This window comes from Roseitranquillus sediminis (assembly GCF_016918935.1).
GTDB classification, from domain to species: domain Bacteria; phylum Pseudomonadota; class Alphaproteobacteria; order Rhodobacterales; family Rhodobacteraceae; genus Roseitranquillus; species Roseitranquillus sediminis.
Genome location: NZ_JAFFOB010000025.1, coordinates 71,040 through 82,319 on the forward strand (window position 1 = coordinate 71,040; position 11,280 = coordinate 82,319).

The following is an 11,280-nucleotide window of genomic DNA, read 5'->3' on the forward strand; positions in this document are numbered from 1 at the left end:
CCTGGGACAAGAAAGCATCAGGGGCGGCCTCGGCCGCCCCTTCCTCATGAGCCGGTCATCGAAGTGAGCGGGCGCCGCGGGCGCCCGCGAGACATGCATTGGCGCCGTTTGCGTCGTCCGGCGGCGCCGTCACCCCGCGAGCGTGACGAGGGCGTGCCGTTTGCGGCCGGCGCTCAGCTTGACCGGAGAGGCCAGCGCGGCGGCGTCAAGCATCAGGCCCGCGTCCGTCAGCGGCGCATCATCCATCCTCGCGCCGTTCTCGGCGATGAGGCGGCGCGCCTCCTTGCCGGACTTCGCAAGGCCCGAGCGGACGATGAGCTGCACGATCGAGATGCCACCCGCCACCTCGTCGGGGCTGAGCGCCAGCGTCGGCAGGGCGTCGCCAGCGCCGCCATGCTCGAACACCTCGCGCGCGGTGGCCTCCGCCGCCCGAGCCGCCTCGCCGCCATGGAGCAGCGCCGTCACCTCGTTGGCAAGGCGGACCTTGGCCTCGTTGATCTCGGCGCCACCGAGGGAGCCCAGGCGCTCGCACTCGTCGACCGGCAGCTCGGTGTAGAGCTTCAGGAAGCGGCCAACGTCGGCGTCGGTCGTGTTGCGCCAGAACTGCCAGAACTCGTAGGGCGCGAGCATCTCGGCCGAGAGCCACACGGCGCCGCCCGCCGACTTGCCCATCTTGCGCCCGTCGGACGTGGTCAAGAGCGGCGAGGTCAGGCCGAAGAGCTCCACGTCCGCCACGCGCCGCGCGAGGTCGACGCCGTTGACGATGTTGCCCCACTGGTCCGAGCCGCCCATTTGCAGCAGGCAACCATGCCTCCGCCAGAGTTCGACGAAGTCGTAGGCCTGCAGGATCATGTAGTTGAACTCGAGGAACGACAGTGACTGCTCGCGGTCGAGCCGCGACTTGACGCTCTCGAAGCTGAGCATCCGGTTGACGCTGAAGTGCCGTCCGATGTCGCGCAGGAAGTCGAGGTAGTTCAGCCCGTCGAGCCACTCGGCGTTGTTGAGCATCATCGCGCCGCCCGCGCCGTAGTCGAGGTAGCGGTCGAAGACCCGGCCCATCGCGGCGATGTTCTCGTCGATCTGCGTGGGCGTCAGCAGCGGACGCTCGTCGGCGCGGAACGACGGGTCGCCGACCTTGGTCGTGCCGCCGCCCATCAGCGTGATCGGCCGGTGTCCGCACTTCTGCAGCCAGCGCAGCATCATGATGTTGAGCAGGTGGCCGACGTGCAGCGACTGCGCCGTGGCGTCGTAGCCGATGTAGGCGGGTACCACCCCCGCCGCGAGCGTCTCGTCCAGCCCCTGCAGGTCGGTGCAGTCGGCGAAGTAGCCCCGCTCCTGCATCACGTGCAGGAACTCCGATTTCGGGTGGTAGGTCATGACGCCTGAGTCCAAGGTCCGGGTGCGCGCCTTCTATATCGGCGGGTCCGGCGGAGGGAAAGCATGAGCATGACGGTCCTCGGCGCGATGTCGGGCACCTCGCTCGACGGGGTGGATGCCGCGGTGCTGGTGACGGACGGCGAAGGCATCAAGGCCTTCGGGCCGAGTGCCTACCGCCCCTACACGCCCGAGGAGCGCGCGGTGCTGCGCGCGGCGCTGGGTCGCTGGCCCGGCGACGGGGTCGAGGAGGCCGCGCGGGTGGTGACAGAGGCGCATCTCGACCTCATGCGGCGCTTCGATCGGCCGGACCTCGCGGGCTTTCACGGCCAGACGCTGGCGCACGAGCCGCGGGGGCGAGGGACGCACCAGGCGGGCGACGCGGCGGGGCTCGCGCGCGGGCTCGGGGTGCCGGTGGCTTGGGACTTCCGCTCGGCCGATGTGGCGGCGGGGGGCGAGGGGGCGCCCTTCGCGCCGTTCTTCCACTTCGCCTGCGCGCGCTGGGCGGGGCTGGACGAGCCGACGGCGTTCCTCAACCTCGGGGGCGTCGGCAACCTGACCTGGGTCGACCCCGCGGCGGACGGCCCCGACGCGCCCGGCGCCTGCCTCGCCTTCGACACCGGGCCCGCGAATGCGCCGATGGACGACCTGGTCCGCGCGCGCACAACGCTTGCGTTCGACGAGGGCGGCGCGCTGGCCGCAGCGGGGCGGGTGGACGAGGAGATCGTCGAGCGGTTCCTGGCCGAGCCCTACCTTGCGCGGCCGGCGCCGAAGTCGCTCGACCGGCTCGACTTCGCCTGGCTTTGGGAGACGGGCGAGGGGCGGCGGACCGAGGACGCGGTGGCGACGCTCGCCGCGGTCGCGGCGGCGGCGGTGGCGCAGGGGCTCGACCACTGCCCGTCCCGCCCGCGGCGGATGCTCGTCACCGGAGGCGGGCGCAGGAACCCGACCCTGATGGCGATGCTCGCGGACCGCGCCGCGATCGCCGTCGAGCCGGTCGAGGCGATCGGCCTCGACGGCGACATGCTTGAGGCGCAGGCCTTCGCCTACCTCGCCGCGCGGGTTGCGCGAGGACTGCCGCTCAGCGCCCCCGGAACGACCGGGGTGCCGCGGCCTCTGCCCGGCGGCCGGATCTGCCGGCCATGACCGAGCGGCCGCCTGCCGTCGCGTGAGCAGACCGCCTTGCGCCCTGAATACTCGGAACTCTCGCGCTGCAGTTTTGTTGGTGAGATGAAAGCACAACAAAAGGAGCAAAGCCATGAAACGCCTTGCTACAACTGCCAGCGCTCTGATGCTGGCCGCTGCGCCCGCCATCGCCCAGGACACCCTGACCGATACGACCGACACGATGGCGATGGGCGGTGAACTGGACTACGCGCGGCTGATCCGCACCCGCGACATCACCGGCGGTCCGGTCTACACGACGAACGAAGCTTGGGACGAAGGCGCGTGGGGGGTCGGCGACGGTGTCGAGTCCACCGAGAACGTCGGAGCGGTCGGCGACGGCATGGCTGCACCCGGGTATCGCTGGGGTTGGACGGGCTACAACGAAGTGGGCTCGGACTGGAACCAGATCGGCGAGATCGAGGACGTGGTGCTCGACCAGTCCGGTCAGCTAGTCGGCGTCGTGGTCGAGGTCGGCGGCTTCCTCGACATCGGCGACAAGCACGTGATGCTGCGGGTCGGTGACGTGGATCTCGTCCCGGTGGACGACCAGACCTACAGCCTCGTGACTCGTTACTCGGAAGAGGAGCTCGAGAACATGGAAGGCGTCGACGAAGGCTGGTGGAACTGACCTCCATCCGCGGTGTCCGGCGATGGCCGGCCAGCCAACAATGTGACCCGCCGGTGATTGACCGGCGGGTCTTTTCGTTGCCGCTCAGGCGCGCAGGATGCCGCGCCCGGCGTAGCGCGCGGTGTCGCCCAGCATCTCCTCGATCCGGATCAGCTGGTTGTACTTCGCCAGACGGTCGGAGCGCGAGAGCGAGCCCGTCTTGATCTGGCCGCAGTTCGTCGCGACGGCGAGGTCGGCGATGGTCGCGTCCTCGGTCTCGCCCGAGCGGTGCGACATTACACAGGTAAAGCGGGCGCGGTGCGCCATGTCGACGGCGCGCAGCGTCTCGCTCAGCGTGCCGATCTGGTTCACCTTGACGAGCAGCGAGTTGCCCGCCCCCTCGGCGATGCCGCGCTCCAGCCGGTCGGGATTGGTGACGAAGAGGTCGTCGCCGACGAGCTGCACCCGGTCGCCCAGAGCTCGGGTCAGCGCCTTCCAGCCCTCCCAGTCGTCCTCGGCGGAGCCGTCCTCGATCGAAATGATCGGATAGTCCGCAACCAGCGCCTCGAGGTAGGCCACGTTCTCGTCCGGGCTAAGCGTCGCGCCTTCGCCCTCCATGTGATAGGCGCCGTCCCGGAAATACTCGGTCGAGGCGCAGTCGAGCGCGAGCATGATGTCGTCGCCCGGAGCGTAGCCTGCCTTCTCCACTGCCTTCACAATGAAATCAAGCGCTTCGCGGGTAGAGCTCAGGTTTGGTGCGAAGCCGCCCTCGTCACCGATACCAGTCGAGTGGCCGGCGGCGCTCAGCTCCTTCTTGAGCACCTGGAAGATCTCAGAGCCCGCGCGCACCGCCTCGGCAATGCTCGGCGCCGAGACCGGCATGATCATGAACTCCTGGATGTCGATCGGATTGTCGGCGTGCTCGCCACCGTTGATGATGTTCATCATCGGCACCGGCAGCACCCGCGCCGCCGTGCCGCCGACATAGCGGAAGAGCGGCTGCGAGGTGAAGTCCGCCGCCGCCTTGGCGGCCGCCAGCGAAACGCCGAGGATCGCGTTCGCGCCCAGCCGGCCCTTGTTGTCGGTGCCGTCCATCTCGATCATCGCGGCGTCGATGGCCTCCTGCTCGGTGGCGTCGAAGCCGACCAAGGTCTCGGCGATCTCGCCGTTGACGGCCGCGACCGCCTCCAGCACGCCCTTGCCGCCGTAGCGGCCCTTGTCGCCGTCGCGCCGTTCGACCGCCTCGTGCGCGCCGGTGGAGGCGCCCGATGGCACCGCGGCGCGTCCCATCGTCCCGTCCTCGAGGATCACGTCGACCTCGACGGTGGGGTTCCCGCGGCTGTCGAGGATCTCTCGGCCGATGATGTCGATGATGGTGCTCATGTTCTCAAATCCGTTCTGGTGGGAGATCCGGTTGGCGTGCGGGCGCGGCGGGTCCGCCTCTCGCGTGAGAGCGTGTAGAGGCCGGAGCCGATGATCAGCGCCGCTCCGGCCAGAGTCCAGACGTCCGGCCGTTCGCCGAAGGCGAGCGCGCCGAGGATCAGCGCGAAGATCAGGCGCGTATAACGGAACGGCGCCACCACCGACAGCTCGCCCGCGCGCATCGACTGGGTGATCGCCCAGTAGGCGGCGAGGCCGAACGCCGCTGCCCCGAGGAGCATCGCCGCCGCACCCGCCGAGGGCAGGGCGAGCGGCGCGCCGCCGATGAGGGCGAGGATGGTGCCGGTGACGATCGCCGTGGCGAAGGCCCAGGCCGAGAGCTGCGCGGACGACACCTCCCGCGGCACGACGCGCGTCGCGAGGTCCCGCAGGCTGAGGCCCGCGACCCCGACGACGGCAAAGAGCGAGGCCGGCATGAACCCCTCGAGCCCCGGCCGCACGATCATGAGGACGCCCACGAGGCCGAAGGCAATCGCCGTCCAGCGCCGCCACCGCACGTCCTCGCCGAGAAACAGCGCTGCACCCGCCGTGATGACGAGCGGTGTCGCCTGCAGGATGGCCGAGGCGCTGGTCAGCGGCGTCAGCACGATGGCCATCACGAAGCCCACCGTGCCGACCGCCTCGCCCAGATTGCGCAGCATTACCGGCCCGGTCAGCAAGGCGGGCGACAGCAAGGACTGGCCCTGCCTCCACACCAGGAGGGCGAATGCCACGAGCCCCGCAAGCCCGATGACGGCGATGATCTGACCGACCGGCACGGTGGCGCTCGCGGCCTTGACGAACATGTCCTCCACCGCGAAGCCCGCCATCGCGGCGACCATCAGGAGAATGCCGCGTCGATTGTCCATGCGCCCCCGCCTTCGCGCCCGCGCCCGCCATAGCGGCACGGCGCGCGAGGGGAAAGGTCAGTTGCCGCCCTTGCGTGCGATCGGCACGCCGTAGAGCTCCAGCCGGTGTCCCTTGAGCCGATAGCCGAGCTTGCGGGCGATCTTCTCCTGCAGCGCCTCGATCTCCTCGTCGACGAACTCGATCACCTCGCCCGAATGCAGGTCGATCAGGTGGTCGTGGTGCTTGCGCTCGGCATCCTCGTAGCGGGCGCGGCCGTCGCCGAAGTCGACCTTCTCGAGGAGCCCGGATTCCTCGAAGAGCTTGACGGTGCGATAGACCGTGGCGAGCGAGATCCGCGGGTCGGCGGCGGTGGCGCGCGCGTGCAGCTCCTCCACGTCCGGGTGGTCGTCCGAGCCCTCGATGACCGAGGCGATGGTCCGTCGCTGCCCGGTCATCCTGAGGCCGCAAGCCTCGGCACGCTTTCTGATCGTCTCGCTCATGGCCACCTCCTAGGGCGTCACGAGATTCGCAGGAAGCCCGGGCAGCACCAGATGACCCTCCATAACCGGCACGGCCCGGCCGCCCACGGTCACGGCCCCGCCGCGGACCGACAGATCGATGCGCGACGGCCGCCCCATCTCCAGCCCCTGGTGCAGCGTCAGGTCCAGGTCACCCTCGCGGCTGGCGAGAAACGCGGCCAGCGCCGCCGCCGCGCTGCCGGTGGCCGGGTCTTCGGGCACGTTGATCAGCGGCGCGAACATCCGCGCCCGCACCTCGCCGCCGCGCCGGACGTAGAGCAGCAACGCGAAGAGGTCGATCCCGGTGGGGTGGGCGGCCTCGGCACGCGCGAACGCCGCGCGGTCGGGCGCCGCGCGGGCCAGCGCATCGTGACCCGAAAGCTCCGCCAGCACGAAGGGCAGGCCGACCGACGCCACGACCGGCCGGTGCCGCGCAAGCTCCAGGTCGCGCATGTCGAGGCCCGCGCAGGCGGCCACCAGCGCCGGCTCCGGCTCGGCTCCCAGCGTCAGCGGCACCTCGGTCACGAAGCGCGCAGCGTCGCCTTCGACCCATGCGCGGATCGGCCCCACGCCCAGCTCCAGCACCATCTCCGGCGCCGCCCCGTCGCGCGCCAGCGCCACGGCCGTCCCGATGGTCGGATGGCCGGCGAAGGGAATCTCGGAGGCGGGGGTGAAGATGCGGACGCGCGCAGTATGGCCCGCCTCCGCCGGCGGATAGACGAAGGTCGTCTCCGAGAACCCGAACTCCCGCGCGATCTTCTGCAGGGTCTCTTCGGGCAGGGCGGTGGCGTCGGGGATCACGGCCAGCGGATTGCCCCCGAAGGCCGTGTCGGTGAACACGTCGAGAACCACGTAGCGCGTCATGCCGAAGCGTTGCCCGACCCCCGGCCGGGGTCAAGAGGTCAGGCCCGGCTCTCGCCCAGCCGGTCCGCCTTGACCGCGCCGCGCTGCCCCATCGGCTCGTCCGGGCCGACGGTCGTGTCCGCCCGCGTCTGCGCCTCCATCTCGCTGTCGATCTCCGCACCCATCAGCACGATGTAGGCCGAGAGCCAGAGCCACATCAGCAGGACGATCACGCCGCCCAGCGTGCCGAACGTCTCGTTGTAGCTCGCGAAGTTCGCCACGTAGAAGGCGAAGGCGGCCGAGCCGATCACCCACAGCACCGTCGCCACGGCCGCGCCAGGGGTCGCCCACTTCCACTCCGGCTTGTCGCGGTCCGGACCCCAGCGGTAGAGCACCGCGAGCCCCACGACGGCGAGCAGGACCAGGATCACCCAGCTCGCGATGCCTGCCACCCACTCCACCACCGGACCGAGGCCGAAGTTCGCCAGCACAGCGGGCAGCACCATCGCAACGGCGACGCCAATCACGAAGCCAACGATCAGGAGGACCGTCATGCCGTAGACGAGCAGCGTCCGCTTGATGAAGCCGCGCTCGTCCGTCTCGTCATAGGCCACGTTCAGCCCCTCGATCAGGCTGCTCGTCCCCTTCGAGGCGGAGTAGATGGCGAGGAGGACGCCGACCACGGCCGCAAGCCCGAGGCCGCCCTCGTTGCTCCCCGCGACGCTCGTCGCCTGGCCGATAATGATGTCGGCCGCCTGCTCCGGCAGCAGCGTCCCGATCTGCTCCAGCTGGTCGACGATGCCCTGCGGCTCGACCAGCAGACCCGCGATGGCCATGCAGGCGGTGATCGCCGGAAACAGCGCGAGCAGCGCATAGAACGCCACGCCCGCCGCGATCAGGCCGACGTGATCGGCCGCGATCTCGTCCTTCACGCGGAGCGCCACATCCTTCCAGCCCTTCGCGGGGATCTGCGTCGGCGCGTCGGCATCGCGACCCCGCCCCTCGTGCCGGCGTTTTGCCCGTGCCATCTGCACCTCCTTCGCTCTTGCAGGAACAATAGGCGTAGAGCGCAATCGTTCCGCCGCCCGCTTGCCGGCGCCGTAAAGCACTTGGTGCGGCCAACCCTGGAACGCCCGTCGTCCTAGGGGGAACTCTCACATGCTTGCCTCAGAAATGCGGTAAAGATGCGCATAGGCAAACCGACCTCGACTTGCCGTCTCCCTGCACCGGCTCATCGGGCGAGATGCTTTAAGCGGCTGGACGTAGCGGGGCTGCGCCGGCACGCTTGCGGCGCGATGATTGCCGATGTCGAGGAATTCTTCACCCAGGGATGCGGACGGTGCGCCCGGTTCGCCACCCCCGACTGCTCTACCCGGCGCTGGGAGGAGGGTCTTCGCGCGCTCCGCGAGGTGTGCCGCGCGGCCGGACTTGCCGAAACGGTGAAGTGGGCGCACCCGTGCTACATGCACGCGGGCCGCAACATCGCGATCATGGGCGCGTTCCGCGGTGACTTCCGCCTCAGCTTCTTCAACGCTGCGCTGATGAAGGACCCCAAAGGCTTGCTCGAAAGGCAGGGGCCGAACACGCGGCACCCGGACATGATCCGCTTCACCGACAACGCTCACGTCGCCGAGATGCGGCCGACGATCCTCGCCTATCTGAAGGAGGCGATGGGCTACGCCGAAGCCGGACTCAAGCCGCCGAAGGAGGAGGGCGGGTTCGACCTGCCCGATGAGCTGATCGACGCACTGGACGCAGACCCCGAGCTTGCGGCGGCCTTCGCAGCCCTGACGCCGGGACGGCAGAAGAGCTACGTGATCGCCCTGAGCTCCGCCAAGGCGTCGGCGACGCGGCTCTCCCGCATCGCCAGGTTCCGGGGTCGCATTCTCGCGGGAAAGGGCGCGACGGAGCGATAGGCCGTGCCACCGGCGCGGCAGCGCGTCACGCACGATACGCTCGACGGAGGCCCAGCTTGACGGCTCCCGTGGCCCCCGTCATATCCCGCCCATGACCGACCTCGCGCACATCCGCAACTTCTCCATCGTCGCCCACATCGACCACGGCAAGTCCACGCTCGCCGACCGGCTGATCCAGCTCACCGGCACCGTGGCCGAGCGCGACATGAAGGAGCAGCTCCTCGACGCCATGGACATCGAGCGCGAGCGCGGCATCACCATCAAGGCCAACACCGTCCGGATCGAGTACCCGGCAAAGGACGGCCACACATACGTCCTCAACCTCATCGACACCCCCGGCCACGTCGACTTCGGCTACGAGGTCTCCCGCTCCATGCAGGCCGTCGAGGGCAGCCTGCTGGTCGTCGACGCCACCCAGGGCGTCGAGGCGCAGACCCTCGCCAACGTCTACACCGCCATCGAGGCCGACCACGAGATCGTCCCCGTCCTCAACAAGATCGACCTCCCCGCGTCCGAGCCCGAGCGCGTCAAGACGCAGATCGAGGACGTCATCGGCATCGAGGCCCACGACGCCGTCGAGATCTCCGCCAAGACCGGCCAAGGCATCCCCGACGTCCTCGAGGCCATCGTCACCCGCCTCCCGCCGCCGAAGGAGGGCGACCCCGACGCCCCCCTCAAGGCCATGCTCGTCGACTCCAAGTACGACCAGTACCTCGGCGTCATCTGCATCGTCCGCATCATCGACGGCACCCTCCGCAAGGGCGACCGCATCCGCATGATGAAGACCGGCGGCACCTACGACGTCGACGACGTCGGCGTCTACCGCCCCGCCATGACCCCCGTCGACCAGCTCGGCCCGGGTGAAATCGGCTACCTCAACGCCTCGATCAAGCAGGTCCGCGACACCCGCGTGGGCGACACCATCACCCACGAACGCCGCCAGTGCGCCCAGCCGCTCCCCGGCTTCAAGCCCTCGGTCCCGGTCGTCTTCTGCGGCCTCTTCCCGGTCGACGCCAACGACTTCGAGGACCTGCGCGACGCCATCGAGAAGCTCGCCCTGAACGACGCCTCCTTCACCTACGAGATGGAGACGTCCGCCGCCCTCGGCTTCGGCTTCCGCTGCGGCTTCCTCGGCCTGCTGCATCTCGAGGTCGTCCGCGACCGGCTCGAGCGCGAGTACGACATCGACCTCATCACCACCGCCCCCTCCGTCGTCTACCGCATCCACATGCGCGACGGCTCGGTGCAGGAGCTCCACAACCCCGCCGACATGCCCGACCTCACCCACGTCGACCACATTGAGGAGCCGCGCATCAAGGCCACCATCCTCGTCCCCGACGAATATCTGGGCGACGTCCTCAAGCTCTGCCAGGAGCGGCGCGGCATCCAGCTCGACCTCACCTACGCCGGCACCCGCGCCATGGTCGTCTACGACCTGCCGCTGAACGAGGTCGTGTTCGACTTCTACGACCGGCTGAAGTCGGTGACCAAGGGCTACGCCAGCTTCGACTACCAGATGATCGGCTACCGCCAGGACTACCTCGTCAAGATGTCGATCCTCGTGAACGACGAGCCGGTCGACGCGCTCTCGATGATGGTCCACCGCGACCGGGCCGAGGGCCGCGGCCGCCAGATGTGCGAGAAGCTGAAAGAGCTGATCCCCCGCCACATGTTCAAGATCCCGATCCAGGCGGCGATCGGCGGCCGCGTCATCGCTCGCGAGACTCTCTCCGCCATGCGCAAGGACGTCACCGCCAAGTGCTACGGCGGCGACGTCACCCGCAAGAAGAAGCTGCTGGAAAAGCAGAAGGCCGGCAAGAAGCGCATGCGCCAGTTCGGCAAGGTCGAGATCCCCCAGGAGGCGTTCATCAACGCCCTGAAGATGGACTCCTGACGCCCGGCTCCACCGCCGGACCGTCGCGCCACCCGCCCGGAATCAAGCCGAAGGCGCCGGGCGAGCGCCTGCCCGTCCCCGCGGGCTGGCGCTCTGTCACCCGCGCGCCCCGCTCCGAGGGGGGGAGGGCTTGGCTGCCATAAAGCGCGCCGCTCGACCGTTGCAGCGCCACCCCACGGGCAGGCGCCCGCCCGGCTCCGGATGCTTTGCCACGCGAAGCTACAAGACACACCTTGCACGGCGATCCTCGTCTAGTGGAAGATATCATGGGTGAAGCGGAAGGCGGGTGGAGAAATTGTATGCGCTGGTTTAGCAAGGCCGGGATCCACCGAGATGCCGCCGCCGACGCGCGGAAACAGATGCGCCAACGCCATCTTGGCCAAATCGGTGGAAAATCAGTATGTCAGAATCTAACATTGTAATTGGAAGCAGCTCAGAAGACGGCGAACATCTAAGTATCTCGTTTACTCGCAAGAGCTTCACGGACTTCATCTATTCGCTTGTGAGCACGCCTCGCGAAGAGCGAAAAACGCTTGAGGTCGGCTTTGACCTAGACAAGAAGAGTCTGCGGTTGATGATTGATCGACTGCACCAGCATGTGAAGACTAACTATGACGCTGAACTGGCCCCCGTTTCGACCGGACCCCCAGGCATAGCCATGGAGGCTTAGGCATATGCCTGAGCACGTGCTCA

At 68.8% G+C, this 11,280-nt stretch carries 10 protein-coding genes; 4 read left to right on the forward strand and 6 right to left on the reverse strand.

What is annotated here, in order from left to right; genetic code table 11:
- Nucleotides 1-129: 129 nt before the first annotated feature.
- Nucleotides 130-1,377, reverse strand: a complete 1,248-nt coding sequence (gene tyrS, locus JM664_RS16525) for a tyrosine--tRNA ligase (protein ID WP_227421033.1) — start codon at nt 1,375-1,377, stop codon at nt 130-132.
- A 69-nt stretch (nt 1,378-1,446) separates the two neighbouring features.
- On the opposite strand from tyrS, the gene JM664_RS16530 reads away from it, so the two are divergent.
- Together JM664_RS16530 and JM664_RS16535 are read left to right on the forward strand one after the other, a co-directional pair.
- A complete protein-coding gene (locus tag JM664_RS16530) occupies nt 1,447-2,520 on the forward strand; it encodes an anhydro-N-acetylmuramic acid kinase (protein ID WP_227421263.1) in 1,074 nt (357 codons plus the stop codon).
- A 112-nt stretch (nt 2,521-2,632) separates the two neighbouring features.
- Nucleotides 2,633-3,169 carry a PRC-barrel domain-containing protein gene (locus JM664_RS16535; RefSeq protein WP_227421034.1) on the forward strand — a complete coding sequence of 179 codons (537 nt, stop codon included), beginning with the start codon at nt 2,633-2,635 and terminating at the stop codon, nt 3,167-3,169.
- Between the two features lie 84 nt (nt 3,170-3,253).
- Here JM664_RS16535 and eno read toward each other — a convergent pair whose 3' ends face one another.
- The 5 genes from eno to JM664_RS16560 are packed head-to-tail and all read right to left on the reverse strand — an operon-like array spanning nt 3,254 to nt 7,805.
- Nucleotides 3,254-4,531, reverse strand: coding sequence for a phosphopyruvate hydratase (gene eno, locus JM664_RS16540; RefSeq protein WP_227421035.1), 1,278 nt, complete (start codon nt 4,529-4,531; stop codon nt 3,254-3,256).
- Complete coding sequence (locus JM664_RS16545) at nt 4,528-5,436, reverse strand: DMT family transporter (protein WP_227421036.1); 909 nt, start codon at nt 5,434-5,436, stop codon at nt 4,528-4,530. Before JM664_RS16545 ends, eno begins: the two co-directional genes overlap by 4 nt.
- Before the next feature lie 57 nt (nt 5,437-5,493).
- On the reverse strand, nt 5,494-5,916 hold the full coding sequence (locus JM664_RS16550; RefSeq protein WP_227421037.1) for a Fur family transcriptional regulator: 423 nt from the start codon (nt 5,914-5,916) through the stop codon (nt 5,494-5,496).
- Between the two features lie 9 nt (nt 5,917-5,925).
- A complete protein-coding gene (locus JM664_RS16555) occupies nt 5,926-6,798 on the reverse strand; it encodes a PhzF family phenazine biosynthesis protein (RefSeq protein WP_227421038.1) in 873 nt (290 codons plus the stop codon).
- A 38-nt stretch (nt 6,799-6,836) separates the two neighbouring features.
- Nucleotides 6,837-7,805, reverse strand: coding sequence for a YihY/virulence factor BrkB family protein (locus JM664_RS16560; protein WP_227421039.1), 969 nt, complete (start codon nt 7,803-7,805; stop codon nt 6,837-6,839).
- A gap of 267 nt (nt 7,806-8,072) precedes the next feature.
- Between JM664_RS16560 and JM664_RS16565 the strand changes: the two genes are divergently transcribed.
- A complete protein-coding gene (locus JM664_RS16565; protein ID WP_227421040.1) occupies nt 8,073-8,693 on the forward strand; it encodes a YdeI/OmpD-associated family protein in 621 nt (206 codons plus the stop codon).
- Nucleotides 8,694-8,784: 91 nt separating this feature from the next.
- Nucleotides 8,785-10,587, forward strand: coding sequence for a translation elongation factor 4 (gene lepA / locus JM664_RS16570; RefSeq protein WP_227421041.1), 1,803 nt, complete (start codon nt 8,785-8,787; stop codon nt 10,585-10,587).
- Nucleotides 10,588-11,280 lie beyond the last annotated feature (693 nt).

What these genes read in the sequence shown, in the direction of transcription:
- JM664_RS16565 (WP_227421040.1), top strand. Translation starts at nt 8,073, where the DNA reads ATGATTGCCGATGTCGAGGAATTCTTCACCCAGGGATGCGGACGGTGC.
- JM664_RS16535 (WP_227421034.1), top strand. Translation starts at nt 2,633, where the DNA reads ATGAAACGCCTTGCTACAACTGCCAGCGCTCTGATGCTGGCCGCTGCG.
- JM664_RS16530 (WP_227421263.1), top strand. Translation starts at nt 1,447, where the DNA reads ATGACGGTCCTCGGCGCGATGTCGGGCACCTCGCTCGACGGGGTGGAT.
- JM664_RS16550 (WP_227421037.1), bottom strand. Translation starts at nt 5,916, where the DNA reads ATGAGCGAGACGATCAGAAAGCGTGCCGAGGCTTGCGGCCTCAGGATG.
- JM664_RS16555 (WP_227421038.1), bottom strand. Translation starts at nt 6,798, where the DNA reads ATGACGCGCTACGTGGTTCTCGACGTGTTCACCGACACGGCCTTCGGG.
- eno (WP_227421035.1), bottom strand. Translation starts at nt 4,531, where the DNA reads ATGAGCACCATCATCGACATCATCGGCCGAGAGATCCTCGACAGCCGC.
- JM664_RS16545 (WP_227421036.1), bottom strand. Translation starts at nt 5,436, where the DNA reads ATGGACAATCGACGCGGCATTCTCCTGATGGTCGCCGCGATGGCGGGC.
- lepA (WP_227421041.1), top strand. Translation starts at nt 8,785, where the DNA reads ATGACCGACCTCGCGCACATCCGCAACTTCTCCATCGTCGCCCACATC.
- tyrS (WP_227421033.1), bottom strand. Translation starts at nt 1,377, where the DNA reads ATGACCTACCACCCGAAATCGGAGTTCCTGCACGTGATGCAGGAGCGG.
- JM664_RS16560 (WP_227421039.1), bottom strand. Translation starts at nt 7,805, where the DNA reads ATGGCACGGGCAAAACGCCGGCACGAGGGGCGGGGTCGCGATGCCGAC.